Origin of the sequence: Streptomyces sp. VNUA24 (assembly GCF_029167005.1) — a bacterium.
In the GTDB taxonomy this organism is placed as follows: domain Bacteria; phylum Actinomycetota; class Actinomycetes; order Streptomycetales; family Streptomycetaceae; genus Streptomyces; species Streptomyces scabiei.
The window spans coordinates 6,750,047-6,775,324 of record NZ_CP119143.1 but is presented as its reverse complement, the minus strand read 5'-3'; the positions used below and the strand labels follow the sequence as shown (position 1 = coordinate 6,775,324).

General features: G+C 71.7%; 21 protein-coding genes, 1 tRNA gene and 1 riboswitch. Of the genes, 8 read left to right on the top strand and 14 right to left on the bottom strand.

Annotated elements, in window-relative coordinates:
* Positions 1 to 50: 50 nt before the first annotated feature.
* From PYR72_RS29035 to PYR72_RS29025, 3 genes are all read right to left on the bottom strand, one after another.
* A complete protein-coding gene (locus PYR72_RS29035) occupies positions 51 to 911 on the bottom strand; it encodes a MurR/RpiR family transcriptional regulator (protein WP_037724962.1) in 861 nt (286 codons plus the stop codon).
* Positions 911 to 2,497: an aromatic amino acid ammonia-lyase gene (locus PYR72_RS29030; RefSeq protein WP_275458028.1), complete on the bottom strand. Its 1,587-nt coding sequence runs from the start codon at positions 2,495 to 2,497 to the stop codon at positions 911 to 913. The genes PYR72_RS29035 and PYR72_RS29030 overlap by 1 nt, the downstream gene beginning before the upstream one ends.
* Before the next feature lie 189 nt (positions 2,498 to 2,686).
* Positions 2,687 to 3,583, bottom strand: coding sequence for an alpha/beta hydrolase (locus PYR72_RS29025; protein ID WP_275458027.1), 897 nt, complete (start codon positions 3,581 to 3,583; stop codon positions 2,687 to 2,689).
* Between the two features lie 161 nt (positions 3,584 to 3,744).
* On the opposite strand from PYR72_RS29025, the gene PYR72_RS29020 reads away from it, so the two are divergent.
* A complete protein-coding gene (locus PYR72_RS29020; RefSeq protein WP_275458026.1) occupies positions 3,745 to 4,725 on the top strand; it encodes a helix-turn-helix domain-containing protein in 981 nt (326 codons plus the stop codon).
* Between the two features lie 41 nt (positions 4,726 to 4,766).
* Positions 4,767 to 5,204 (top strand): hypothetical protein, encoded by a 438-nt coding sequence (locus tag PYR72_RS29015; protein ID WP_275458025.1) that lies wholly within the window; start codon positions 4,767 to 4,769, stop codon positions 5,202 to 5,204.
* A 398-nt stretch (positions 5,205 to 5,602) separates the two neighbouring features.
* Here PYR72_RS29015 and PYR72_RS29010 read toward each other — a convergent pair whose 3' ends face one another.
* On the bottom strand, positions 5,603 to 6,991 hold the full coding sequence (locus PYR72_RS29010; RefSeq protein WP_275458024.1) for a cystathionine beta-synthase: 1,389 nt from the start codon (positions 6,989 to 6,991) through the stop codon (positions 5,603 to 5,605).
* 156 nt (positions 6,992 to 7,147) lie between these two features.
* Here PYR72_RS29010 and PYR72_RS29005 point away from each other — a divergent pair, with 156 nt between their 5' ends.
* From PYR72_RS29005 to PYR72_RS28995, 3 genes are all read left to right on the top strand, one after another.
* A complete protein-coding gene (locus PYR72_RS29005) occupies positions 7,148 to 8,242 on the top strand; it encodes an SGNH/GDSL hydrolase family protein (protein ID WP_275458023.1) in 1,095 nt (364 codons plus the stop codon).
* 351 nt (positions 8,243 to 8,593) lie between these two features.
* Positions 8,594 to 9,811 carry an acetyl-CoA C-acetyltransferase gene (locus PYR72_RS29000; RefSeq protein WP_275458022.1) on the top strand — a complete coding sequence of 406 codons (1,218 nt, stop codon included), beginning with the start codon at positions 8,594 to 8,596 and terminating at the stop codon, positions 9,809 to 9,811.
* Positions 9,812 to 10,106: 295 nt separating this feature from the next.
* Entirely contained in the window at positions 10,107 to 10,889 is a 783-nt protein-coding gene (locus tag PYR72_RS28995) for a hypothetical protein (RefSeq protein ID WP_275460549.1), read from the top strand.
* Between the two features lie 19 nt (positions 10,890 to 10,908).
* Here the strand turns inward: PYR72_RS28995 and PYR72_RS28990 are convergent, their stop codons facing one another.
* A complete protein-coding gene (locus tag PYR72_RS28990) occupies positions 10,909 to 11,220 on the bottom strand; it encodes a hypothetical protein (protein WP_173402906.1) in 312 nt (103 codons plus the stop codon).
* A gap of 103 nt (positions 11,221 to 11,323) precedes the next feature.
* Between PYR72_RS28990 and PYR72_RS28985 the strand changes: the two genes are divergently transcribed.
* A complete protein-coding gene (locus tag PYR72_RS28985) occupies positions 11,324 to 11,554 on the top strand; it encodes a DUF4287 domain-containing protein (RefSeq protein WP_013003062.1) in 231 nt (76 codons plus the stop codon).
* A gap of 93 nt (positions 11,555 to 11,647) precedes the next feature.
* On the opposite strand, the gene PYR72_RS28980 is transcribed toward PYR72_RS28985, so the two are convergent.
* Complete coding sequence (locus PYR72_RS28980; protein ID WP_275458021.1) at positions 11,648 to 12,529, bottom strand: Bax inhibitor-1/YccA family protein; 882 nt, start codon at positions 12,527 to 12,529, stop codon at positions 11,648 to 11,650.
* Positions 12,530 to 12,819: 290 nt separating this feature from the next.
* Positions 12,820 to 12,902 (bottom strand) — tRNA-Leu (locus PYR72_RS28975).
* Between the two features lie 586 nt (positions 12,903 to 13,488).
* On the opposite strand from PYR72_RS28975, the gene PYR72_RS28970 reads away from it, so the two are divergent.
* Positions 13,489 to 14,259 (top strand): ABC transporter ATP-binding protein, encoded by a 771-nt coding sequence (locus tag PYR72_RS28970; RefSeq protein ID WP_275458020.1) that lies wholly within the window; start codon positions 13,489 to 13,491, stop codon positions 14,257 to 14,259.
* Between the two features lie 54 nt (positions 14,260 to 14,313).
* Positions 14,314 to 16,851 (top strand): ABC transporter permease, encoded by a 2,538-nt coding sequence (locus PYR72_RS28965; protein WP_275458019.1) that lies wholly within the window; start codon positions 14,314 to 14,316, stop codon positions 16,849 to 16,851.
* Positions 16,852 to 16,952: 101 nt separating this feature from the next.
* Here PYR72_RS28965 and PYR72_RS28960 read toward each other — a convergent pair whose 3' ends face one another.
* The 7 genes from PYR72_RS28960 to PYR72_RS28930 all read right to left on the bottom strand — a co-directional run bounded on the left by PYR72_RS28960 (position 16,953) and on the right by PYR72_RS28930 (position 25,010).
* Positions 16,953 to 18,248, bottom strand: a complete 1,296-nt coding sequence (locus PYR72_RS28960; RefSeq protein ID WP_275458018.1) for a class I SAM-dependent methyltransferase — start codon at positions 18,246 to 18,248, stop codon at positions 16,953 to 16,955.
* Positions 18,249 to 18,633: 385 nt separating this feature from the next.
* On the bottom strand, positions 18,634 to 20,022 hold the full coding sequence (locus tag PYR72_RS28955) for an NAD(P)/FAD-dependent oxidoreductase (protein WP_059079888.1): 1,389 nt from the start codon (positions 20,020 to 20,022) through the stop codon (positions 18,634 to 18,636).
* 447 nt (positions 20,023 to 20,469) lie between these two features.
* A complete protein-coding gene (locus PYR72_RS28950; RefSeq protein ID WP_275458017.1) occupies positions 20,470 to 21,411 on the bottom strand; it encodes a Ppx/GppA phosphatase family protein in 942 nt (313 codons plus the stop codon).
* The gene (locus PYR72_RS28945; RefSeq protein ID WP_275458016.1) at positions 21,408 to 21,950 is read right to left on the bottom strand and encodes a DUF501 domain-containing protein; all 543 of its coding nucleotides are present in this window, start codon (positions 21,948 to 21,950) and stop codon (positions 21,408 to 21,410) included. The genes PYR72_RS28950 and PYR72_RS28945 overlap by 4 nt, the downstream gene beginning before the upstream one ends.
* A gap of 28 nt (positions 21,951 to 21,978) precedes the next feature.
* Positions 21,979 to 22,491 carry a septum formation initiator family protein gene (locus PYR72_RS28940; RefSeq protein ID WP_013003054.1) on the bottom strand — a complete coding sequence of 171 codons (513 nt, stop codon included), beginning with the start codon at positions 22,489 to 22,491 and terminating at the stop codon, positions 21,979 to 21,981.
* A gap of 129 nt (positions 22,492 to 22,620) precedes the next feature.
* Positions 22,621 to 23,901 carry a phosphopyruvate hydratase gene (gene eno, locus PYR72_RS28935; protein WP_013003053.1) on the bottom strand — a complete coding sequence of 427 codons (1,281 nt, stop codon included), beginning with the start codon at positions 23,899 to 23,901 and terminating at the stop codon, positions 22,621 to 22,623.
* Positions 23,902 to 24,317: 416 nt separating this feature from the next.
* Positions 24,318 to 25,010: a transglycosylase family protein gene (locus tag PYR72_RS28930; protein ID WP_275458015.1), complete on the bottom strand. Its 693-nt coding sequence runs from the start codon at positions 25,008 to 25,010 to the stop codon at positions 24,318 to 24,320.
* A gap of 4 nt (positions 25,011 to 25,014) precedes the next feature.
* Positions 25,015 to 25,215, bottom strand: a riboswitch (cyclic di-AMP (ydaO/yuaA leader).
* Positions 25,216 to 25,278: the final 63 nt, after the last annotated feature.

Sequence of the window (25,278 nt, the reverse complement as noted above, 5' to 3'; positions counted from 1 at the left end):
GCGAACGTGAAACGCGCCTGAGAATCGGCGGGATCTCCCGGCCGGAGGGGCTACTCGACGAACAGCCCCCTGCTCGCCGCCCGCGCGTCGAACTCCTCCAGCCGGGCCTGGGCCTCCGGCAGGTCGTCGCACATCGCCTCCAGGAGCACCCGGCCCAGCAGCATCGGGGCACAGGCCGTGTCGAAGGCCAGCCCGGTGCCGACGGCCGCCGGCAGCAGCAGGTCGGAGACCTTGGCGACGGGCGCGAACGCGGAGTCGGCGACGGTGACGACGAAGAGGCCCGCCTCCCTGGCGTACGCCAGGGTCTCGACGACCTCGCGCGGATGCCGGGGCAGCGCGAAGCAGAGCAGCGCGCTCGCACCCGCCCGTACGGCGGCGTCGATACGGTCGTGCAGCATGCTGCCGCCCTCGTGCAGCAGCCGTACGTCCGGGTGGACCTTGGCGGCGAAGTAGCCGAAGCCGTACGCCTGGGAGGCCGCGGCCCGCAGACCGAGCACGGGCAGCGGGCGGGACGCGGCCAGCAGGCGCCCGGCCCGCGCGACCGGCCCGGGGTCGGCGAGCACCTCGGCCAGGTGCCGCAGGTTCTCGATCTCCGCCTCCACGGCCTGCTGGTACTCGTTGTAGGCGGTGGTGTCCGGGGCCGGCTCGGCGGGCGCGACGTCGCGCAGATGGCGGCGCAGCGCCGGGTAGCCGTCGAAGCCGAGCGCCACCGCGAAGCGCGTCACGGACGGCTGGCTGACCCCGGCCAGCTCCGCCAGTTCCACACTGGACAGGAACGGCACGTCGGCCGCCCGCCGCACCATGCTGTGGGCGATGCGCCGCTGCGTGGGCGTCAGCCGGTGGCCCTCGAAGAGCGCCTGCAGCCGCGCGGCGGGACTGTCCGTCACGCCCGTGCCCTTGTCCGCGCTCATCACGCGCTCCCCCTCAGTGGGTCCGCCTGGACGTCCGTCCAGATCTCGGTGAACCGGTCGAGCAGTTCGGCCGCCGCGCCGACGTCCGCCGTCAGCGGCCGGTCGGCCGGGTCCGCGTCGAGCACGGTCTCGGCCAGTTCCAGCGCCCGCGCGACGGGCAGCCCGGCATCCGGCCGCAGGTCGCGCTGGCGCAACGCCCGCACCGCGGCGACCAGTTCGCACCCGACGACCAGCCGGTACGGGCCGCACGCCCGCAGGGTCTGCCGGGCGGCGAGCGAGGCGAAGCTGGCCTGTTCCTCGACGCCCCGGGAGAGTACAGCGTGGCCGAGCGACGCGGGCGCCGAGAAGGCCCGCAGATCACCGAGGGCGGCCCCGGCGGCGTACTCCAGGATCATCACGCCCGAGGACGCGGGTTCGTGGTCGGCGAGGAAGGGGCGCAGCCGGGTGTAGGCGGGCTCGTTGAGGGAGGAGAGCCGGGAGGTCGACAGCCGGGCCACCTGCGTCACGGCGAGCCTGAAGTGGTCCAGGGCGAGGGCGAGCTGGGCCTGGTAGAAGCCGCCGTGGTGGTAGGCGGCCAGGTCCTCGGGGCAGATCAGCGGGTTCTCCGCCGCCGCGTTGATCTCGACCTCCAGGACGCCCTCCAGGGCGTCGGCCGCGTCCAGGGCGGGCCCGTGGATCTGCGGCAGGCACCGGAAGCCGTACGGGTCCTGGATGCGGCCCAGCGGGGGTGTGGGCCGGTCGGCCGCCCCGATCAGCTCCCGCATGCGCCGGGCCACTTCGCGCGACCCCAGGTGGGCGCGCGCGACGTGCACGGGCGCCGCGTACGCCTCGTGCGAGCCGTCCACGGCGAGCAGCGACAGCGCGGCCACGACCTGGGTGGCGGCGATCAGCCCCCGCAGCTCGTGGAGCGCGAGCGCGGCCTGTCCGAGCGTGAGCGCGTTGCTGCTGATCAGCGCGAGGGCGTCGTTGTTGTCCAGCGGCTGGGCCTCGGGGACCCCGGTGCCGGCCTCGAACCGTGCCCCGGCCTCCCCGCCGGTGCCCGGCCCCCGCCACGGGTGCTCCCCCGCGAGGGCCAGCCCCATCTGGGCCAGTGCCGCGATGTCGCCCGTACCGACGGACCCGAACTCGTTCACCACGGGGTACGCCCCGCTCTCCAGCGCCTCGCAGAGGGCCGTGACCACGCTGGGCCTCAGTCCGGCGCCGCCCGCGAGCAGCTGGTTGGCGCGGACGGCGAGCATGGCCCGTACCTGCCGGGCGGGCAGTTCGTCCCCGACGGCACCCGCGTGGCTGCGCAGCAGCCGCAGACCGTGCTCGGCGGCGGCCTCGGTGGGCACGTCCTCGCTGCGGTTGGCGCCGACGCCGGTGGAGCGGCCGTACACCCGTCCGGTCGCCGCGATCTGCCGGGCCGCGTCCCAGGACTCCTCGACCCGCCGCATCGCCTCGCTGCCGGGTACGGGCCGCGCGGCCCCGTCGGCGAGCCGGACGACGTCGGCGACCCCGAGGGCGTGCCCGTCGAGGACGACGAGGCCGCCGCCCCCGGCGACGGCGGCGGCGTCCGACGCACCCACGATCGGAGAGGACCTCATCCGCAGCCTCCAGCCCTGCACGGACACCGGTGTCCTGGCACCGGCCGGTCGGCGGCCGACCGTTCGGCCACCGGATATTCAGACACCGAGAACTCTGCATGAGGCTATGCAGGCAGGGCAAGAGATGCCGGGCACCGGCGTACGCGGGCGTGCTTCCCGGCGGCCGGAGGGCCGGTCGCCGGGCGCTCGTCAGCGCAACTGCTCGGCGAAGAACTCGGCCGCGGCGTCGGCCACCCGGTCGAAGGCCGGACCCGCCCTGTACGCGTCGAAGTGGCCGGCCGGCACGGTCAGCAGCCGTTTCGGCTCCCGGGCCCGCGCGTAGGCGCCGAGCTGCAGGTCGGGCGGGCACACCAGGTCGGCCTCACCCACGATCATCAGCAGGGGGGTGGGGCTGACCTGTTCGATGAGCAGCCCCGGCTCGTAGCCGGACACCAGCTCCATCGACCGCAGGGTCACCTCGTTGCGGTACGTGGGAAGGTCGCGCTCGGACTGGAAGAACTCCCAGGAATCGGGGGTCGGCAGCGCCGCCGGCGCGGTGGGGTCGGGACTGGCCACCGGGATCATCGCCGGCTCCTTGCCTGCCATGCGCGCCAGCCGGTCGGCGCGCTGGAACGCGGCGGCCGCGGCGAGGGCCGGCGCGGGGACCAGGCGCCGACCGCATTCCCGGCCGCTGACCATGGGCATCTGGCTCACGACACAGCGCACCCGCCGGTCCTGGCCGGCGAGGACGATCACATGGCCGCCCGAGAGACTGGAGCCCCAGGCGCCGATGCGCTCCGGATCGGTCTGCGGCAGCGTCTCGGCGAAGGTCACGGCGTCGCTGTAGTCCCGCATCTGCAGGAGGGGGTCGATCTCCTGCCGGGGCGTGCCCTCACTGGTCCCGAAGTTCCGGTGGTCGTACACCAGCACCGCGAGTCCCTCGCGCACGAAGCGCTCGGCGTACGCGGGCGTGTGCCCACCGTCCTTGACCCCCGAGAAGCCCGTGGCCATCACGACCGTCGGGAAGGGGCCGGGCCCTTCCGGCACGTAGTGCCAGCCGCTGAGCCGTACGCCGTCGTTGGTCTGGAATTCGATGTCGGTTCGCATACCGGGATCCTCACGGCCGCCCCGCGTCCCCGCTGGTCCGTGCGCGCAACCGAACCTGCCGGTTCGCGCAATCCGCCCGCGCCGCGACGGCCCGGCCGCGGCACGGCCCGCGACCGGTCACGGGAGCCCTCGGGGCGGGGACGGCGTGGTTGACTCCGTGCATGAGCACTACGGCAGTGCGGACGACCCGCCTCGACTGGCGCGGGGGACACGAGCAGGACGAGGCTCTGCTGTCCGCCACACATCTGCCCTGGACGGTCGAGTCGCGGGCCACGGCCCCGCCGCACGGCCTCGGTGACCGGGTCCGGGTCCGCTCGTGCGAGCTGGGCCGGGCCCGGCTCGTCGACTGCACGGTGGCCCCCGTCACGGCCCGCCGGGGCCACCGCGAGATCGCCCGGACCGACGGCGAATGGATCGGCGTTCTCCTGCAGCTGGAGGGCCGGAGCCTGATCAGGCACGGCGACACGGCCGTCGAGTCGCGGCCGGGCAGCGTCACCGTGTGGGAGAGCACCGTGCCGGGACGGTTCGCCGTCACCGAGACGGAACGCAAGCGCACGATCATGTTCCCCCGCGAGGTCGCCGCCGGGCTGTGCCCGTCACTCGATTTCCGGTCGGTGATCCAGCTGCCGGAGGACCGGCCCGCCGTGCGGTTGTTCCGTACGGTCGCCGACGACATCGCGAACTGCGCCGGCGACCTCGACGAGGGTGCCCGCCAGGCCGCGTCCCGGGTTCTGGCGGAACTGCTCGCCGCCTGCCTGCGCCCGTACCAGGCGGTCGGCCGGGCCGCCCTGCAGGCAGGTCTGTTCGCCAACGCCTGCGCCTACATCGACCGGCACATCGGCACCTCCGATCTGCGCCCCGGCACCATCGCCGCGGCTCTGCGCGTGCCGTTGCGCACCTTGCAGGACGTCTTCGCCCAGCGTGGCGAGACCATCTGGGGCTACATCAAGTCGCTGCGGCTGACCCGGTGCCGCGCCGAACTGGAGCGGGGTGACGGCCGGACCGTCACGGAGATCGCGTTCGCGTTCGGGTTCAGCAGCTCCGGGCACTTCAGCCGCTCCTTCCGAGAGCGGTACGGGGTCACGCCCCGCGAGGTGCGCGCGGCGGGCGTGGGGAAACCGGTGCGCGGACAGGGGGGCTAACCCCAGTGCCGGGCGGCCCGCGGCTCCCTACCGTGGACGGCATGACCGGTATGGACGCTCGTGACACCCGGCTCGGGGACGCCGAGCTGAAGAAGGAACTCGCCGCGACCCTGCACGCCCGCCGAGAGCTGGGCGAGGAGTACGAGTCGGCGCTCGTCGACTCGTTCCTGGAGAAGGTCGACCAGCGCATCGACGGCGCGGTGGACCGCAGGGTCCGGCGTCAGGTCGCCGAGCAGCAGATGGTGGTGGCCCGCGGCAGCCGCGCTCCCAGGTCGACCGACAGCTGGGGCGAGCGCTACGGCTTCGGCCTGGTCTCCCTCGTCGCCGCCATCCCCCTGTCCGGCATCGGCGGCGGCGTGGCCGACCTGCGGGGCCTGTTCGTCACCTGGGCGGGCATCGTGGGCGTGAACCTGGCCTGGGCCCTGCGCGGTTCGTCGACCCTGCGCCGGCTCGGGCGCGGGAGCACGGACCCGGACTGAGGGCGGTGATCCGCACGCCGGTCACCGGAAGAGATGTGCGCGGGGACCGCCGCACCCCCGTGTGACGGGGGGCGGGACGACGGCGGTCCCCGCGGGGACGCGGGCCGGGTCAGGACCGGGCTTGCGCGTCCTTGGCGTCCATGGAGGTCCGGGAGCCGCTCCGGAGGTCCTTGACGCCGTTTCGTCGTCGGCCGGGGCGGGGAGCCGCTCCCGCCCTGCCGACATCCACCAATGTGCCGGACCCGTGTTAAGCGAGTGCTGCGTGGACGTGACGCCCTCGTACCACTTCTGCGAAGTCAAACCCCTGCCTCGCAACAATTTTCGACGCAGGGGGCCCTTTACGGGCATTTCGTCTCCGTGACGCGCGTCCGGCGAGACCGCCGGGCGGCCTGTCGCCGCTACACCCCGCCCTTGGCGAGGAACGCGAGCAGGTCCTGCCGGCTGACGACCCCGGTCGGCTTGCCCTCGACCAGCACGATCGCCGCGTCGGCCGTACCGAGCACGGACATCAGGTCGCCCACCGGCTCTCCGGAGCCGACCTGCGGCAGCGGGGCCGACATGTGCTTCTCCAGCGGGTCGTCGAGCGAGGCGCGCTGGGTGAACAGGGCGTCCAGCAGTTCCCGTTCGACCACGGAGCCGACCACCTCGGCGGCCATGACGTCCGGGTGCCCGGCGCCCGGCTTCACGATCGGCATCTGCGAGACGCCGTACTCGCGCAGCACCTCGATGGCCTGGCCGACCGTCTCGTCCGGGTGCATGTGGACGAGCGAGGGGATGGCGCCGTGCACCTTGTCGTTCAGGACGTCGGCGACGCGGGCGCTCGGGCCCTCGTCCTCCAGGAAGCCGTAGTCGGCCATCCACTCGTCGTTGAAGATCTTGCTGAGGTAGCCGCGCCCGCTGTCGGGCAGCAGGACGACCACGACGTCGTCCGGGCCGAGCCGCTCGGCGACCTCCAGCGCGGCGACGACCGCCATGCCGCAGGAGCCGCCCACCAGCAGGCCCTCCTCCTTCGCGAGGCGGCGGGTCATCTGGAACGAGTCCTTGTCGGACACGGCGACGATCTCGTCGGCGACGGTCCGGTCGTAGGCGGTCGGCCAGAAGTCCTCACCGACGCCCTCGACGAGGTACGGCCGCCCGGAGCCGCCCGAGTACACGGACCCCTCGGGGTCGGCTCCGACGACCTGGACGCGGCCGTCGCTGGCGTCCTTGAGGTAGCGGCCGGTGCCGGAGATGGTGCCGCCGGTGCCGACGCCCGCCACGAAGTGCGTGATCCGCCCCTCCGTCTGCTCCCACAGCTCAGGGCCGGTCGAGTGGTAGTGGGAGAGCGGGTTGTTGGGGTTGGAGTACTGGTCCGGCTTCCACGCCCCGGGGGTCTCCCGCACCAGCCGGTCGGAGACGTTGTAGTACGAGTCGGGGTGCTCGGGGGCGACCGCGGTGGGGCAGACGACGACCTCGGCGCCGTAGGCCCGCAGCACGTTGATCTTGTCGGTGCTCACCTTGTCGGGGCACACGAAGATGCACTTGTACCCCTTCTGCTGGGCCACGATGGCGAGCCCCACACCCGTGTTTCCGCTGGTGGGCTCGACGATCGTGCCGCCGGGCCGCAGCTCGCCGCTCTTCTCCGCCGCCTCGATCATGCGCAGCGCGATGCGGTCCTTCACGGAACCGCCGGGGTTGAAGTACTCGACCTTGGCCAGGACGGTCGCCTGAATGCCCTCGGTCACGCTGTTGAGCCTCAGCAGCGGGGTGTTGCCGACGAGGCTGATCATCGAGTCGTGGAATTGCACCGTTGTCTCCGGAGCCGCAAAAAGGGATGGTCGTAATGTTCCGCCAGCCTAAGCCCCACCCTCACTCTTCTCCTCCCTGTTCACCCGTCGTCGGGATTGGCCGAGGGCCGGTACGGGGCAAGGAGTGGGTACGGAACGAGGAGGTGGCGGCGACGCATGACGAGCATGTCGAGAGCACGGGTGGCCCGCCGCATCGCGGCGGGCGCGGCGTACGGCGGGGGCGGCATCGGTCTGCTGGGCGCCGCCGCCGTGGGTGTGCTGCTGGCCGAGGTACGGATGGCCAAGCGGATCGTGGGCAACGGGCACAGCCCGCACCCGCCGAGCGCGGAGGGTGTGTACGGTCACACGCACGGCAGCCCGTACGGCCGCGCGTACGGCTACGGGTCGTACGGCAGTTCGTACGACGCCCCTGACGATCCCCCGCTCCGCCTCGTCATGCTCGGCGACTCCACCGCCGCCGGCCAGGGTGTCCACCGGTCCCGGCAGACCCCGGGCGCGCTGATCGCCTCGGGGCTCGCGGCGGTCGCGGAGCGCCCGGTGCTGCTGCGCAACGTCGCGCTGCCGGGCGCCCGGTCGGACGACCTCGACCGGCAGGTCGCGCTGGTCCTGGAGGATCCGGCCCAGGTCCCCGACGTCTGCGTGATCATGATCGGGGCGAACGACGTGACCCACCGGATGCCGCCGACGCGCTCGGTCCGCCACCTCTCGGCGGCCGTGCGGCGGCTGCGGACCGCGGGGGCCGAGGTGGTGGTGGGCACCTGTCCCGACCTCGGCACCATCGAGCCGGTGCAGCAGCCGTTGCGCTGGCTCGCCCGCCGGGCCTCGCGGCAGCTGGCGGCCGCCCAGACGATCGGAACCGTCGAGCAGGGCGGCCGCACCGTGTCGCTGGGGGACCTCCTCGGCCCCGAGTTCGAACAGAACCCCCGGGAGCTGTTCGGCCCCGACAACTACCACCCCTCCGCCGAGGGCTACGCGACCGCCGCGATGGCCGTGCTGCCGACGGTGTGCGCGGCGCTGGGCCTGTGGCCGGCGGACGAGGAGCGGCCGGACGTCAGCCGCCGCGAGGGGTTCCTGCCGGTGGCCCGGGCGGCCGCGGAGGCCGCGTCCGAGCCCGGCACCGAGGTGACGGCCGCGATGCCGACGGGGCCGCGTGGGCCCTGGGCCCTGCTCAAGCGGCGGCGTCGGCGGCGGGTGCCGGCCACGGACCCCGCCCCGGCGGCCTCCGCGGAGGCGCAGCCGGGCGCCTCGTAGCCCGGGGGCGCCCGTAGCAGTGCGCGTGCGGCCCGGTGGGGCTTCTCGCGCAGTTCCCCGCGCCCCTAAAAGCCCAGGCCCTGCGGGCCTGAAAGCCGACGGGCGTGCGGGCCTGAAAAGCTCGGGGCGCAGCCCCTGCTTTTCAGGGGCGCGGGGAACTGCGCGACCAGCCCCCACGCACCCGCACCCGCCGACGCACCCGCACCCCCCGCCCCACTAGGCGCCCCACCCCAAAAAGCAAGCGCTTAGAAAAGTGCGGTCGGCGTCACACCCGACTACCCGTGACCCCGCCCATACGTACGGGTAACTTCCCCCACAGCCCTGCTTTCCGTCGCATGCCATGGAGCCGTGATGCCCGAAGCCGTGATCGTCTCAGCCGCCCGCTCCCCCATCGGCCGCGCTTTCAAGGGCTCGCTGAAGGACCTGCGCCCGGACGACCTGACCGCCACCATCGTCGCCGCCGCCCTCGCCAAGGTCCCGGAGCTGGACCCGAAGGACATCGACGACCTGATGCTCGGCTGCGGCCTCCCCGGCGGCGAGCAGGGCCACAACCTGGGCCGTATCGTCGCCGTCCAGCTGGGCATGGACCACCTGCCGGGCTGTACCGTCACCCGCTACTGCTCCTCCTCGCTCCAGACCTCCCGCATGGCCCTGCACGCCATCAAGGCCGGCGAGGGCGACGTCTTCATCTCGGCGGGCGTGGAGGTCGTCAGCAGCACCGCGCGCGGCACCAGCGACATCCCGACCGCCCGCAACCCCCTCTTCGCCGAGGCCGAGGCCCGCACGGAGGCCGTCTCCAAGTCGGTCGGCGCCTCCTGGCACGACCCGCGCGAGGACGGCCTGCTCCCCGACCCGTACATCGCGATGGGGCAGACCGCCGAGAACCTGGCCCGTCAGTGGGGCGTGACCCGCGCGGACATGGACGAGTTCGGCGTCCGCTCGCAGAACCTCGCCGAGGAGGCCATCGGCAAGGGCTTCTGGGAGCGCGAGATCACCCCGGTGACGCTGCCCGACGGCACGGTCGTCAGCAAGGACGACGGCCCGCGCGCGGGCGTCACCCTGGAGGCCGTGCAGGGCCTGAAGCCCGTCTTCCGCGAGGACGGCCTGGTCACCGCCGGCAACTGCTGCCCGCTGAACGACGGCGCCGCCGCCCTGGTCATCATGTCCGACACCAAGGCGCGGGACCTCGGGCTCACCCCCCTCGCCCGGATCGTCTCCACCGGCGTCTCCGGCCTCTCCCCCGAGATCATGGGCTACGGCCCCGTGGAGGCGTCGAAGCAGGCCCTGTCCCGCGCGGGTCTCACCGTCGACGACATCGACCTGTTCGAGATCAACGAGGCCTTCGCCGCCCAGGTGATCCCCTCCTACCGCGACCTGGACATCCCGCTGGACAAGCTGAACGTGAACGGCGGCGCCATCGCCGTCGGCCACCCCTTCGGCATGACCGGCGCCCGCATCACCGGCACGCTCATCAACTCGCTGCAGTTCCACGACAAGCAGTTCGGTCTGGAGACGATGTGCGTCGGCGGCGGTCAGGGCATGGCAATGGTCATCGAGCGCCTCAGCTGACCCGCCGCCCGCACGCGGAGCCGTGACTGTTCGAACGCGCTCCGCGATGCCATGGCCCGGAGTCCCGATTTTCCGGGGCCTCCGGGCCGTTTTGTGATCCAATCTCCCCCAGGATGTGACCTATCTCCCTTCGGAGAGGGATTTACGCAGGTCAGAGTCGTTTCACTACCAAACATCGGGCCCAGATTCCTGCCCGATTCGTGACGTTACGCACTGACAGCTGGTTAGTCCGCCCTTCAAGCTGATGTAGGAAGTCGGGGGTCGACTTTGAACCGGGAGTACGTCAGTGAGCGCTATGCCGATCGCCTTGCTGCTCACCACGGCCGCCACCGCGGCCGTGGGCGTCGCCGTCCTGCGCACCCTCACGGGGCTGCGCCGACAGGTCACCGCCCTGCGCGCCGAGCTGGCCGCGAGCCGGGCCGCCGGGGTGCGGGCGCCGGTACCGGCCGCCCGGCCGGCCGCCGACACGGAGGAGATACGCGCCGCCGTCGCCGAGGCGCTCGCCGAGGAGCGGGAGCGTGAGCTGGCCGAGGCGAGGGCTTTCTGGGCGGCGCAGGAGTCCCGTGACGTCGCCGACGCGCCCTCCCTGCTGGGACTGCCCGAGAGCGACCTGTTCATGCCCCGGCAGTCCGACTTCGCGGGTCTGGAGCACCTGGAGCCGGTGATCGAGCCCAGCCTGGAGGGCGACGAGTTCGCCCCGGACTCGGCCGAGCTGGCCGCGGCCCGCCGCCGGCACCCCTCGCACCCCGACTTCGTGCCGGTGCAGTCGCCCGTCACCAACGACCACGAGCGCACGGTCGCCTGCCTGGAGGACCTGGCCGCCTCCCGCACCGAGCTGGCCGACGTCCGTCCGGGCCCCCTGGGCACCCTCGACGTCTACGTCTTCGCCGACGGCACCACGCTCTGTATGACCCCCGGGCACCGCGAGACCGCCGAACGCCTGGCCACGGCCCTGCAGACCGGTGACACCCCGGTCCTCCTGGGCGGCTCGGGCATCTCGGGCGCGTACACCCTGACGTTCGCGTGCGGCGACGACATGGTCTACATCCTGGCGGACCGGGTCATCGCGTCGCTGTAAGGGCCGCCGCGCCCCGGGCTCACACCCCGGCCCGCCGCTGGGCCTCCTCCACCAACGCCACGGCCTCCGCCACCGCACCCTCGTCGCCGAGCACCAGTGCGAGATCGTTCCCGGCGACCATGACCTGATCGGCCGCCGCGAACATCCCCACGTCCGGCATCTCCCGGGCGTCCGTGCCCGGCGCCTCCAGCCGCTGGGCACGCCGTGCCATCTCCCTGGCCAGCGCCAGCGCCTCCGCGGCGGCCCCCCGCTGCAGCCGGCTCTGCGGGGCGGCCCGCAGGCGGTCGGCGAAATGATCCACGGCACGGGTCAACGGTGTCGTATCAAGCACGCCGCGAGAGTACGCGCCTTCACCGGACTGTTGCCAACAGCCCGCCACTCAGGCAACGTGACCTGAAGGACCGGCTTACATTCCCTTTCGTCCGGAGGCGCCGATGTCCCAAGTCTTCTCCGAGGAGACCCACCGCAACCTGCTCGCCCGCATCCCTCACTGCACCGGTCGTGAAGTCTCCGACTGGCTGCGCAAAGTCGACGACGGCCCCGCTCTCCACAATTTCGAGGAGAAGGTCAGCTGGCTCCGGCACGAGTACGACCTCGCGTACGGACACGCCAAAGCGATCATTCACGAGTACGACCTGAGGAGGGCCGCGCGGAAACTCCGCTGAAGACGCCGAGAACTACGAAGGGCCCCCGGACCGTGAGGTCCGGGGGCCCTTCATCGCCGGGGCGGGATCACTCCCGTCTCCTGGGGGTCACTCCTAGTCGTCGCCGCTGAAGATGGCGACCAGACGGAGCATCTCGACGTAGATCCACACGAGGGTCATGGTCAGGCCGAACGCGGCCAGCCAGGCCTCCTCGCGCGGGGCGCCGTAGGCGATGCCGTCCTCGATCTGCTTGAAGTCGAGGGTGAGGAAGAAGGCGCCGAGCAGGATCGCGAGGATGCCGACGACCGCGCCGAGCGGGCCCATGCTGCGCAGTCCGCCGTCGGGGGCGAGCCCGAAGACGACGAGGAGCAGGTTGACCGCCATGACCAGGACGAACGCGATCGCGATGGTCATACCGATGCGGGCGTACCGCGCGGTGACCCGGATCCAGCCCGCCTTGTAGACCAGCAGCGTGGCGCCGGAGACGGCCATCGTGCCGAGCACCGCCTGGAAGGGCGCGCCGCTCCACTGCGTGTTGAACATCTCGCTGAGCACACCGAGGAAGACACCCTCGAAGGCCGCGTAGGACAGGATCAGCGCGGGCGAGGCCTTGCGCTTGAAGGACTGCACCATCGCCAGGACGAAGGCGATGAGCGCGGCGCCGATGGCCAGGCCGTAGCTCGTGGGCGACACCGGCAGGAGGGCCCAGGCGAGGACCGCGCCGACGACGACCGTGCCGAGCGTCATGGCCGAGCGCATGACGACGTCGTCCATGGTCATGGCGCCCGTGCGGGCCGGGGCCTGCGGCGGGACACCGTGCTGGACGTCCTGCTGGGCGTACGGGTTCGTCGCGTACGGGTTGCCGCCCTGCTGGGCGTAGGGGTTGCCCTGGGTGCCGACAGCTGCTCCCCCGGCCTGCGGCGCGGTGTTGAAGCCCGCGTAGCCGTTGTCGCGGCTGAACCCCCGTCGCGAGAAGACCGGGTTGCTGCTCCTCATTTCACTCCTCCATGGCCACCCTGCGTGGCCTTGGCTCAAGAGTAATAGGTAGGCAAAGGATTGACTCTACTGCTTGGGGAGGATCTTTCCCTGCCATGTCCTCGAACACGCTACGCGTCTCCGTGATTCCCCGCCCCACACCCCACAACCCCTGACCAACCCGGTACGAGTCCGCGATCATCCGGAGACCGAACACGAGAGCGCCCACACCGTCACGCGCCCCCGGGGCGCTGCCCGCCCGAGGGCGGCATGTGAGAGTGTGGGCGAAAATGTTCGAGTTTGGTCGGAGGTGCCCGGAACCGGACTTGAACCGGTACGCCCGCGAGGGGCAGCGAGGTTTAAGCTCGCCGTGTCTGCATTCCACCATCCGGGCAGGCCATGGGCTCCGCGCTGAGCTTCCGAGCCTATCGGGAGGCTTCGCCCGAACACTCGACCGGCGGACCGATGTTGTCTTATTTTATTGACGTCTGAGGGTGCATCAGCCCACGGAACACGCCATCCGCACTTGCCAATAGCCTTCCGGACGGCACGACCGGGCGTATGGGGAATGACGGAATTTCACCGCCCGAACGAGCGCCCCGGTGAGGACACGCGCGGTGACGCGGCGGCTCTCGTGGGTCATCGGGGTCCCGCGACGGGGATCTGACGGTCCCTCGAATCGGACAGGAAACCTCAGCCGCCGGTCACGCGGCCCGGCGCACGCCCACGGCTCCCGGCGGCCCGCTCTCCGGGCGGACGCCGCCGTCATCCCCAGGTATGACGCCCCGCCCGCCCGTCCGTCGCAAGTCTGCCCCCGGAACCAGGACAGCGGCTGACTACACGGCGCCCTCGCCTCGGGACGATGGAGACATCCACGAAGCGACCGGCTTCCGGCCTGCCGCGCCGCACGGCCGGGCACGCCCCGGGCCGTCCTTCCGGCGCCCCCTCGACCGTCACCCGCCCCCAAGGAGCACCCACCCGTGACCACCACTCCCCTCGCCGACCGGGCCACCGTCGTGGCCGCCCGCGCCACGGAACTGTCGAAGGTCTACGGACAGGGCGAGACCCGGGTGGTCGCGCTGGACCAGGTCTCCATCGACTTCCGGCAGGCCCAGTTCACCGCGATCATGGGCCCCTCGGGCTCCGGCAAGTCCACGCTGATGCACTGCGTGGCGGGCCTGGACACCTTCTCCTCCGGCTCCGTCCGCATCGGCGACACCGAGCTGGGCTCGCTCAAGGACAAGCAGCTCACCAAGTTGCGCCGGGACAAGATCGGGTTCATCTTCCAGGCGTTCAACCTGCTGCCGACCCTGACCGCGCTGGAGAACATCACCCTCCCGATGGACATCGCGGGCCGCAAGCCGGACAAGCAGTGGCTGGACACCGTGATCCGCATGGTGGGCCTCGCCGACCGGCTGAGCCACCGGCCCGCCCAGCTCTCCGGCGGCCAGCAGCAGCGCGTCGCCGTGGCCCGCGCTCTCGCCTCCCGGCCGGACATCATCTTCGGCGACGAGCCGACCGGAAACCTCGACTCGCGTTCGGGCGCCGAGGTGCTGGGCTTCCTCCGCAACTCCGTACGGGAGTTGGGGCAGACCGTGGTGATGGTGACCCACGACCCGGTGGCCGCGGCCTACGCGGACCGGGTCGTCTTCCTCGCCGACGGACGCCTCGTGGACGAGATCCACGAGCCGACGGCCGACTCCGTCCTCGACCGCATGAAGCGGTTCGACAGCAAGGGCCGTACGAGCTAGGCGCTCCCCCTCACCCTCGCCCCGCCCCTCCGACCCCTGACAGGGACCCCACTCATGTTCCGTACCGCCCTGCGCAACGTGCTCTCGCACAAGGCCAGGCTTCTCATGACCGTGCTCGCGGTGATGCTCGGCGTCGCCTTCGTCTCGGGCACGCTGGTCTTCACGAACACCATCTCGGACGCGCTGCAGCGGAGTTCGGCCAAGGGCTTCGACCATGTGGACGTCGCGGTCCGGCCGGGGTACCAGCCGGACGAGGGCGACACCGTCGCCGAGCAGCCCAAGCTGACGCCGGGTCTGCTGAAGAAGATCGAGGGGGTGCCCGGCGCCGAGTCCGCGATCGGGGTGGTGAGCGGGTTCACCGCCCTCGCCGACAAGGACGGCAAGCTGATCGGCGGCGGCTTCCAGTCGCAGGGCGGGAACTTCTGGGGGACGGACGATCCCCGCTATCCGCTCCGGGACGGCACCGCGCCGAAGGGCACGGACGAGGTCGCCATCGACTCCGAGACCGCGAAGCGGGCCGGGTACCGGGTGGGCGACACCATCCGGCTGTCCGTCGACGGCCCGGTCCTCACCCCGACCGTCAGCGGGATCTTCACGACGGACGACGGCAATGTCGCGGCCGGCGGCAGCCTCGCCCTGTTCGACACGGCGACCGCGCAGAAGCTGTTCCACGACGAGGGCGAGTACGACGAGATCACCGTGGCCGCGGCGGCCGGCACCAGCCAGACCCAGCTGCGGCAGGCCGTCGACAAGGTCCTCCCCGAGGACGCCGCGGAGACGATCACCGGACGGCAGCTCGCCGATCAGCAGGCCACGCAGATCGCCACCCAGATGAGCGGCATGAAGAACGCGCTGCTGGTCTTCGCCGGGATCGCCCTGTTCGTGGGCACGTTCATCATCGCCAACACCTTCACGATGCTCGTCGCCCAGCGCACCAAGGAGCTGGCGCTGCTGCGTGCCGTCGGCGCCTCCCGCCGCCAGGTGACACGGTCCGTGCTGATCGAGGCGTTCGTGGTGGGCACGGTCGCCGCGGTCACCGGCCTCGTCGCCGGTGTGGGCATCGGCGCCGGGATGCGGGCTCTGATCAGCACCCTCGGCGAGACCGTCCCCGACGGCCCGCTGGTGGTCTCCCCCGGCACGGTCGGCACCGCCCTGCTGGTCGGTGTGCTGGTCACCATGCTGGCCGCCTGGCTGCCGGGCCGCCGCGCCGCGAAGATCCCGCCGGTCGCCGCGATGAGCAGCGTCCACGCGAAGGCGACGACCAAGTCGCTCGTCGTACGGAACACGCTGGGCGCGCTGCTGGCGGGCGCCGGCGCCGCCACCGTCCTGTACGCCACCACGATGGACGGCTCGGACGGCCAGGCCCCGATGGGCATCGGCGCGGTCCTGCTGATCATCGGTGTCTTCGTCCTCACCCCCCTGCTCTCCCGCCCGCTGATCGCGGCCGCGTCCCCCCTCATGCGGGTCTTCGGGATCTCCGGCAAGCTCGCCCGGCAGAACTCCGTGCGCAATCCGCGCCGTACCGCCGCGACCGCCTCGGCGCTGATGATCGGTCTGACGCTGATCACCGGGATGACGGTGATGGCGGGAAGCCTGCAGCAGGCCATCTCCAGGATGGCCGCCGACGCCATCAAGGCGGACTACGTCGTCTCGATGACCAGCGGCAGCTACCTCTCCCCCGACGTGGAGAAGAAGCTGTCCGCCGCCGAGGGCGTCACCGCCGTCTCCCCGCTGCGCAACGCCGAGTCCCGCATCGGGGACGAGACCGAGTACCTGACGGGCGTCAACGGCGCGGCGATCGGCAAGGTCACCGACCTGCCCCTCGACGCGGGGACGTTCAAGGTCGGCGGTGCGGACGTCGTGGTGGACGCGGACACCGCCGCCCGGCGCGGCTGGAAGGCGGGCTCGGAGTTCACGGCCAGCTTCGAGGGCGGCGAGAAGCAGAAGCTGACGGTCGCCGGGGTCTACGAGAGCAACGAACTGATCCGGGGCATCCTCCTGGACAACGCCACGCTCACCGAGCGGCTGCCCGCCTCCGCCGACCCGGCCGACATGATGGTCATGGTGAAGACCTCGGCGGGTGCCTCCGACGCCACCAAGGACCGGCTGGAGAAGGCCCTCGGCGACAACCCCGCGATCCAGGTCCAGAGCGGCAAGGACCTCTCCGACGACATCGCGCAGATGTTCACACTGATGCTGAACATGCTCTACGGCCTGCTGGCCATGGCCGTGATCGTCGCCGTCCTCGGTGTCATCAACACCCTGGCCATGTCGGTCTTCGAGCGTGCGCAGGAGATCGGCATGCTCCGGGCGATCGGTCTCGACCGGCGGGGCATCAAGCGGATGGTCCGTCTGGAGTCCCTCGTCATCTCCCTGTTCGGCGGTGTCCTCGGCATCGGCCTCGGCGTCTTCTTCGGCTGGGCCGCCGGCGAACTCCTCGCCAGCCGGATGCCGACGTACGAACTGGTCCTGCCCTGGGCGCGGATGGCCGTCTTCCTGCTGCTCGCCGCCACGGTCGGCATCCTGGCCGCGCTGTGGCCGGCCCGCCGCGCGGCGAAGCTCAACATGCTGGCGGCGATCAAGTCGGAGTAGCCGCGCGGGAGCGGCGACGACCGACCGAGGGGCCCCGTTCCGGTGCGGAACGGGGCCCTTCGCGCGCCCCCGTACGGCCGCTCACGCCCCTGTACGGGGAGTCAGGCTCCCCAGGTCCGGGCCCTGAGCGGGAGCCCCGACGCGCCCCCTTCCGAGGGCCGTACGGCCAGCACCTGGTTGACGCCGAGCCGGTTGCGTTCGAAGCCGAGGGCACAGGCGGCCATGTAGAGGCGCCAGACACGGGCGCGGCCGGGACCGGCGAGGGCGACCGCCCGGGCCCAGCCCGCTTCGAGCCGGGCGACCCACGCGCGCAGGGTGAGGGCGTAGTGCTCGCGGAGGGACTCCACGTCCCGCACCTCGAACCCGGCGCGTTCGAGCTGGGTGACGGTGGTGCCGACGGGGGCGAGTTCGCCGTCCGGGAAGACGTACGCGTCGATGAAGCCGTCGAGGGAGTAGGCGCCCTCGTCCTGCTGGGGACGGCGGGAGATCTGGTGGTTGAGCAGCCGTCCGCCGGGGGCGAGGAGCCGGTACAGGTCCCTGGCGTACTCCAGGTACCGGTCGGCGCCGACGTGTTCGGCCATGCCGATGGAGGAGATGGCGTCGTAGGGCCCGTCGACCACGTCCCGGTAGTCCTGGACGCGGATCTCGACACGGTCGGTGAGGCCCTCGTCGGCGACCCGCTTACGGGCGTACGCGGCCTGCTCCTGGGAGAGGGTGACCCCGACGACGTGCACGCCGTACGCGCGGGCCGCGTGCACGGCCAGGGAGCCCCAGCCGCAGCCGACGTCGAGGAGCCGCATGCCCGGGGCCAGGGCGAGTTTGCGGCAGACGAGGTCGAGCTTGTCGTGCTGGGCGGCTTCGAGGGTGGCGTCGGGGGCCGGCCAGTAGGCGCACGAGTACACCATCGACGGGCCGAGGACGAGCTCGTAGAAGTCGTTGCCCACGTCGTAGTGGTGGCTGACGGCCCGTCTGTCGGTGCGCCGGGTGTGCCGGTGGCGGGCGCGGACCTCCTCGCGGGGCGGGGCGGGCGGGACCAGGGCGGCGGGGCCGGCCAGTTTCAGCAGACCTCCGACGGCCGCGCGGGCCTCCGGGTCGCGCAGGGCCCGGCGCGTGCTCCGGGCGTCCTCGTCCCGCTCCCACACATGGGCGGCCACCAGGTCCAGTACGGCGTAGAGGTCCCCCTCGACGCCGAGGTCGCCGGCGACCCAGGCGCGGGCCAGGCCCAGTTCGCCCGGCTTCCACAGCAGCCGGCGCAGGGCCCTGCGGTTGCGTACCACCAGGGCGGGGGCCTCCGGTGGGCCTGCCGTCGAGCCGTCCCAGGCCCGCAGCCGGACCGGGAGCGGTTCTCCCGACAGCTGCTCGAACAGGTTCTTCAGCCGCGACGCGGCGTCCTGCATGGCGCACACCTCCGTGACAGGAGATCCCGGAATGTCCAACGCCACGGTAATCACCTGCGGGGCTGTGCCGTATTCCCGTGGGGAGGTGTGTTCTTCGGGTGCGGGCCCGGTGGGGCTTCTCGCGCAGTTCCCCGCGCCCCTAGAAGCCCAGGCCCTGCGGGCCTGAAAGCCCAGGGGCCCGGGGGTCCGAAGGCGGCGGGTGTCGGCGCTGAAAAGCACGGGGCGCAGCCCCTGCTTTTCAGGGGCGCGGGGAACTGCGCGACCAGCCCCCACTCACCCGCACCCACCCACGAACCGAACCCCCCGAGCTCCCCCACGCACCCCGAAGGGCCCCCCGCACCACGGATGGCGGGAGGCCCTTCGGAGGACACCAGGGGTCAGGGCGTCAGGACGCCTTGGCCTTCTCGGCGGTCTTGCTCGCGGCGGCGACCGGCGCGGGCGCCGGCTTGGCGGCCTCGTAGAACTCCTCGCGAGGAGTCTCGATGGCGCCCAGGGAGACCACCTCACGCTTGAGGAACATCGCGAGGGTCCAGTCCGCGAAGACACGGATCTTCCGGTTCCACGTCGGCATCGCGAGGCCGTGGTAGCCGCGGTGCATGTACCACGCCAGACGGCCCTTGAGCTTGATCTTCATCTTGCCCATGACGATCATCGCGACGCCCTTGTGGAGGCCGAGACCCGCCACCGCGCCCTTGTTGGAGTGCGCGTACTCCTTCTGCGGGAAGCCCCGCATACCGGAGACCACGTTGTCGCCGAGGACCTTCGCCTGACGCAGCGCGTGCTGGGCGTTCGGCGGGCACCAGGCGTTCTCGACGCCGGCCTTGCGGGCCGCGACGTCCGGGACCTGGGCGTTGTCGCCCGCGGCCCAGATGTAGTCGGTGCCGGTGACCTGGAGGGTCGGCTGGGCGTCCACGTGGCCGCGGGGGCCGAGGGGGAGGCCGTAGCGCGAGAGGACCGGGTTCGGCTTGACGCCGGCGGTCCAGACGATCGTGTTGGAGTCGACCTCCAACCCGTTCTTCAACACGACGTGGCCGTCTACGCAGGAGTCCATGGAGGTGTTGAGGTAGACCTCGACCCCACGGCCCTCCAGGTGCTCCTTGCCGTAGCTGCCGAGCTTCGGACCGACCTCGGGGAGGATCTTGTCGGCGGCGTCGACGAGCACGAAGCGCATGTCCTCGCGGGACACGTTCTTGTAGTACTTCGCGGCGTCGCGGGCCATGTCCTCGACCTCGCCGATGGTCTCCGCGCCGGCGAAGCCACCGCCCACGAAGACGAAGGTCAACGCCTTGCGGCGGACGTCCTCGTCGGTCGTGGAGTCGGCCTTGTCGAGCTGCTCCAGCACGTGGTTGCGCAGGCCGATGGCCTCCTCGATGCCCTTCATGCCGATGCCCTGCTCGGCGAGGCCGGGGATCGGGAAGGTGCGGGAGACCGCGCCGAGCGCGATCACCAGGTAGTCGAAGGGCAGCTCGTACGCCTCGCCGACCAGCGGGGCGATCGTGGCGACCTTGCGGTCCTGGTCGATGGTGGTGACCCGACCGGTGAGGACCTCCGCCTTCGGCAGCACGCGTCGCAACGGGACGACGACGTGCCGGGGGGAGATGCTGCCGGCGGCGGCTTCGGGGAGGAAGGGCTGGTAGGTCATGTACGACCGGGGGTCGACGACCGTGACGGTCGCCTCGCCGTAGCGCATCTTCTTGAGGATGCGCCGAGCTGCGTACAGGCCTACGTACCCACCGCCTACTACGAGGATCCTGGGACGCTCCGTGGTGCTCATGCCATCGAGTATGTACCCGCCATCCGGGGGTCGCTCGTGCGCCCCTTCACAAGCTTCCTCGCCCCCTCTGCTACACTGCGCGACCCCTTGGGCGGGACCCGCGGTCCACCAGGGAACCAGCCGGTGGGTTTGACCGTTGTCAAGGCCGCGTGAACTGCCGTTCCGGTCTCCCGGGAGCGCTGGACCACCCCCCGGTTTCACACGGACGAGACCCCCGCGACATCCCCTCGGGGACGCCCCGTCGACCCCCCGAAGCCCCGGAACGCTCTGCGGAGCCTCAAAACATCGCTCAACTGGGCCGATTCTCTTGTGAAGAACTTCACGAAGTTTCCCGGCGGAGGGCCGCCGAGGGGCGCCGGAGCACCCCTCGGACGCGCTCATACGTTATCCGAACAGCTCAAGCGAGGCTACTGACGAGTAGTAAAACAGGTGCGGGCCGCCCGGGAGCTAGGCGACGGACCAGGCGATTCCGTCCAGGATGTCGTGTTCGCTGACCACGACCTCCGACGCGCCGATCCGCTCCATGATCGAGAGCAGGACCAGAGCGCCCGCGGCGATCACGTCCACCCGGCCCGGGTGCATCGACGGCACCGCCTGCCGCTCGGCGTGCGTCGAGGCCAGCAGCCACTCGGTGATCTCCCGGACGCGGTCGTGGGAGACCCGGGAGTGGTGGATGGCCACCGAGTCGTACGCGGGCAGATCCTGGGCGATCGCCGAGATGGTCGTCACCGAACCGGCGAGCCCGACGAGGGTGTGCGCCTCCCGCAGCGGGACGTCCCGCTCGGCGAGGTCGAGGGCGGCCTCGATGTCGGCGCGGATCGCGGCGATCTGCTCCGGCCCGGGAGGGTCGACGACGGCCCCGTCCCGGACGAGGTGCCGCTCGGTCAGCCGGACGCAGCCGATGCCCACGGAACGGGCGCCGCGCACGTGGCCGTCGCCGACCACGAACTCGGTGGAGCCGCCGCCGATGTCCACCACCAGGTACGGCGTGGTGAGGTCGGTGCGGCCCGTCAGCTCCTTGGTGGCGCCCGTGAAGGAGAACTCGGCCTCCCGGTCGCCGGAGATCACCTCGGGCTCGACGCCCAGGATGTCGAACACCCCGCGGACGAAATCGTCCCGGTTCTCGGCGTCCCGGGAGGCGGAGGTGGCCACGAAGCGGATCCGCTCGGCACCCAGTTCCTTGATGAGGGCCGCGTACTCCCGGCAGGCCGCGAAGGTCCGCTCCAGCGCCTCGGGCGCCAGCCGTCCCGTACGGTCCACGCCCTGGCCCAGCCGGACGATGGTCATCCGCCGGTCCAGCTCGACGAGTTCACCGGTGGCCGGTTCGCAGTCGGCGACCAGCAGCCGGATGGAGTTCGTGCCGCAGTCGACGGCGGCGACCCGGGTCACTGGCCGTCCTCCTTCGCGGACTCCGGCGCGGGCACCACGCACGGGCCCTTCGCCCACCACTCGGGCAGCATCGCGATCGCCTCGTCGCCCAGCGGGTTGACACCGGGACCGGCGGCCAGCGAGTGCCCCACCAGGACGTGCAGGCACTTCACGCGGTCCGGCATGCCGCCGGCGCTCGGGAAGCCCTCCAGGACCTCGATCTCGTCGCGGCGGGCGATGTAGTCCTCGTGCGCGGCCCGGTAGGCGGCGGCCAGTTCGGGGTCCGTCGCCAGCCGCTGTGTCATCTCCTTCATCACGCCGTTGGCCTCCAGCGTGCCGATCGCGGAGGCCGCGCGCGGACACGTCAGGTAGTACGTCGTGGGGAACGGCGTGCCGTCCGGCAGACGCGGGGCCGTCTCGACGACGTCCGGCTGGCCGCACGGACAGCGGTGCGCGATCGCGCGGAGGCCGCGCGGGGGGCGCCCGAGCTGCTGCTGGAACGCCTCGACGTCGGCGTCGGTCGGCTCGGTGCGCTCGGTGGTCGGCGGAGGGGTCTGCATAACCTGCTACTCAAGTCCTCGGTGTGGCTCATCGGTCGACGGTCACGGAGGTGACCGTCCGGCTGTCGGCGGCGTCGGCCTTGTCGACCCCGTCCCAGACATTGGTGTACCAGGGACGGTCGGCCGCCCCCTGGGTCGTACGGGACTGCTTCGCCGCGTCCGGGTCGATCATGGTGTAGCCGGTCTCGCCCGGCATCACGTAGTGCAGCCGCTCCCGGATGCGCTGCTCGGCGTACGCGTCGTCCTGCCAGCGCGCCTTGAGGTCGCGCAACTCCTCGACCCGCTCGCGCGCCTCCTGGCGCTGCCGCTGCATGTCGGCGATCTCGGCGCGCTGGGAGACGTACTGCCTTATGGGATAGGCGAGCGCCACGATCATCGAGCAGAGGACGAGGGCGAGCAGCGCGGCCCGGCCGGTCAGCCGGGAGCGGCGGACCTGGCGCTTGGCCTGGGAGCGGTAGACCCGGGCGGCCGTCTGCTCACCGAGCACCTTCAGCCGGGTCGCGGTGGAGAAACGGTCCCGGTCCCGGTCCTTCACGGCCATGTCCCGCGTCCCCTTCCGCTGCTGCCTTCTCCCGCGCACGCGCGTACGTCCCCGCACACGGTACGGGACCGGTACGGGGACGTACGTACGACTGGCGCGGGCTTGGCCCTCAACGGGTCAGTCGGCGGCTCAGCCCTTGAAGCGCGGGAAGGCGGAGCGGCCGGCGTAGACCGCGGCGTCGTCGAGGATCTCCTCGATGCGCAGCAGCTGGTTGTACTTGGCGACGCGGTCCGAGCGGGCCGGGGCACCGGTCTTGATCTGGCCGCAGTTCACGGCGACGGCCAGGTCGGCGATGGTGACGTCCTCGGTCTCGCCGGAGCGGTGGGACATCATGCACTTGAAGCCGTTGCGCTGCGCCATCTCGACGGCGTCCAGGGTCTCGGTCAGCGAGCCGATCTGGTTGACCTTGACGAGCAGGGCGTTGGCCGAGCCCTCCTCGATACCGCGGGCGAGGCGCTCGGGGTTGGTGACGAAGAGGTCGTCGCCGACGATCTGGACCTTGTCGCCCAGCTTCTCGGTGATGGTGTTCCAGCCGGCCCAGTCGTCCTCGAACAGCGGGTCCTCGATGGAGACGAGCGGGTACGACGCGACGAGGTCGGCGTAGTACTCCGTCATCTCGGCGGCGGAGCGCTCCTTGCCCTCGAAGGTGTAGACGCCGTCCTTGTAGAACTCGGAGGCGGCGACGTCCAGGGCGAGGGCGATCTGCTCGCCGGGGGTGTAGCCGGCCTCCTTGATGGCCTCCAGGATGAGGTCCAGGGCGGCGCGGTTGGACTCCAGGTTCGGGGCGAAGCCGCCCTCGTCGCCGAGGCCGGTGGACAGGCCCTTGGTCTTCAGCACCTTCTTGAGGGTGTGGTAGACCTCGGCGCCCCAGCGCAGGGCCTCGGAGAAGGACTCCGCGCCGATGGGGGCGATCATGAACTCCTGGATGTCCACGTTGGAGTCGGCGTGCGAGCCGCCGTTCAGGATGTTCATCATCGGAACGGGCAGCAGGTGCGCGTTCGGGCCGCCCAGGTAACGGAAGAGCGGGAGGTCGCTGGCCTCGGAGGCGGCGTGCGCGACGGCGAGGGAGACGCCGAGGATGGCGTTGGCGCCGAGGGAGCCCTTGTTGTCGGTGGCGTCCAGGTCGAACATCGCCTGGTCGATCAGGCGCTGCTCGGTGGCGTCGTAGCCGACCAGCTCCGGGCCGATCTGCTCGATGACCGCGAGGACGGCCTTCTCGACGCCCTTGCCGAGGTAGCGGTTGGGGTCGCCGTCCCGCAGCTCGATGGCTTCGAAGGCGCCGGTGGAGGCACCGGAGGGAACGGCGGCACGACCCGTGCTGCCGTCGTCGAGGCCGACCTCGACCTCGACGGTGGGGTTGCCTCGTGAGTCGAGGATTTCCCGGGCTACGACGACGTCGATGGACGGCACGAGCATCTCCTTCATGGGATGTGACGCTGGTTGTGCGGGGCCGCTTGGGGCCGTGCGACTAGAGCCTAACCGCCCCCGGGCCGTCGGCAGCCGACCGACCGTCCCGTGGACAGACAGACCGTACCCATTGTTCCCGCCCGGAACAAAGGGGGGGTGAACAAGAGAAGTCGCCGACGGTGCAAAAAAAGCCCCGCCCCGGTGCGTACGGGGGAATGCGCACCGGGGCGGGGAGCCCGTGGGGACGGGGGGACGGCCCTCACGAGGTCTTCACTCTGGAGGACACGGATGTGAGCGGGCTGTGGTTCAGCCGGGGAGCGGCCTGATTTCCGGCCCGGCTGAACCTGCCCTCGCCTGCCCGGCCGTGGGGGCGGCCGTGGGGGCGGCAGGCGTGTGGCGGCCGTCGTGGACGCCGTGGGTCAGCTCAGGTGGAGCTGCTGGCCCGGGTAGATGAAGTCGGCGTCGTCGATGATGTCCTTGTTCAGCTCGAAGAGCTTCTCCCAGCCACCCTTGACGTGCTTCTTCGCGGCGATGCCGCTGAGGGTGTCGCCCTTGACGACCTTGTACTCGCCGTCGCCCTTCTTGACCTTCTTGCCGGTCGGGGTCTTGACGGTGGCGCGCTCGGAGGAGCGGGAGGCGCGGTTGCCCTCGGTGCTCTTCTTGGTGCTCTCCTGCGTGCTCTGCGAGGAGCCGGAGGAGTTCGTGGTGCCGGAGGAGGCGGGGGCGCCGTCGTACGAGGCGCCGGACAGGCCGACACCGCAGACCGGCCAGGCACCCTTGCCCTGGCCCGCGAGGACCTTCTCGGCGATCGCTATCTGCTGGGCCTTGCTCGCCTGGTTGGCGGTGGAGGCGTACTGCGTACCGCCGTAGGCGGCCCAGGTGGAGGCCGAGAACTGCAGGCCGCCGTAGTAGCCGTTGCCGGTGTTGATGGACCAGTTGCCGCCGGACTCGCACTGGGCGACGGCGTCCCACTCGGAGGCGGTGGCGGCCGAGGCGCTGCCGGCGGCCATCAGCGGGGCGGCGACGGCGGCGGCACCGGTGACGCCGACGACGGCGATGGCGCGAGCGGCCTTGGACGGGCGACGGTGCTTGCCCTTGCTGGAGAACAGCATGGAGAGATCCCCTCACCGACGCCTGCGAGGTGAGCTGTCGGGTTCGGGCCGGTTGAGTTGCCCGGCCGCGCACGCTCGCCTCTCGGCTCACGTCGCGCGGCTTCACCCCCAGCCGGTTCCGGTCGTTGCGCCCCCGAAGGGCCGCAACCGCCGGACCCGGCACTTACCTTGGGTCCCCCGCTCCTGCCTACGGCGCTTGACGCGACGACTGTTCCTCACGGCCGATGGCAGGATTCGGCGTGCCGACCGGGAGGGCCCGCTGTGGCGA

Coding starts and splice junctions, on each gene's coding strand:
- PYR72_RS29005 (WP_275458023.1), top strand. CDS start 7,148: ATGACGAGCATGTCGAGAGCACGGGTGGCCCGCCGCATCGCGGCGGGC.
- PYR72_RS28945 (WP_275458016.1), bottom strand. CDS start 21,950: ATGCAGACCCCTCCGCCGACCACCGAGCGCACCGAGCCGACCGACGCC.
- PYR72_RS29030 (WP_275458028.1), bottom strand. CDS start 2,497: ATGAGGTCCTCTCCGATCGTGGGTGCGTCGGACGCCGCCGCCGTCGCC.
- PYR72_RS29025 (WP_275458027.1), bottom strand. CDS start 3,583: ATGCGAACCGACATCGAATTCCAGACCAACGACGGCGTACGGCTCAGC.
- PYR72_RS28930 (WP_275458015.1), bottom strand. CDS start 25,010: ATGCTGTTCTCCAGCAAGGGCAAGCACCGTCGCCCGTCCAAGGCCGCT.
- PYR72_RS28960 (WP_275458018.1), bottom strand. CDS start 18,248: ATGCAGGACGCCGCGTCGCGGCTGAAGAACCTGTTCGAGCAGCTGTCG.
- PYR72_RS29020 (WP_275458026.1), top strand. CDS start 3,745: ATGAGCACTACGGCAGTGCGGACGACCCGCCTCGACTGGCGCGGGGGA.
- PYR72_RS28940 (WP_013003054.1), bottom strand. CDS start 22,491: ATGGCCGTGAAGGACCGGGACCGGGACCGTTTCTCCACCGCGACCCGG.
- PYR72_RS28955 (WP_059079888.1), bottom strand. CDS start 20,022: ATGAGCACCACGGAGCGTCCCAGGATCCTCGTAGTAGGCGGTGGGTAC.
- PYR72_RS28980 (WP_275458021.1), bottom strand. CDS start 12,529: ATGAGGAGCAGCAACCCGGTCTTCTCGCGACGGGGGTTCAGCCGCGAC.
- PYR72_RS28995 (WP_275460549.1), top strand. CDS start 10,107: ATGCCGATCGCCTTGCTGCTCACCACGGCCGCCACCGCGGCCGTGGGC.
- PYR72_RS28965 (WP_275458019.1), top strand. CDS start 14,314: ATGTTCCGTACCGCCCTGCGCAACGTGCTCTCGCACAAGGCCAGGCTT.
- PYR72_RS29015 (WP_275458025.1), top strand. CDS start 4,767: ATGACCGGTATGGACGCTCGTGACACCCGGCTCGGGGACGCCGAGCTG.
- PYR72_RS28985 (WP_013003062.1), top strand. CDS start 11,324: ATGTCCCAAGTCTTCTCCGAGGAGACCCACCGCAACCTGCTCGCCCGC.
- PYR72_RS29035 (WP_037724962.1), bottom strand. CDS start 911: ATGAGCGCGGACAAGGGCACGGGCGTGACGGACAGTCCCGCCGCGCGG.
- PYR72_RS29000 (WP_275458022.1), top strand. CDS start 8,594: ATGCCCGAAGCCGTGATCGTCTCAGCCGCCCGCTCCCCCATCGGCCGC.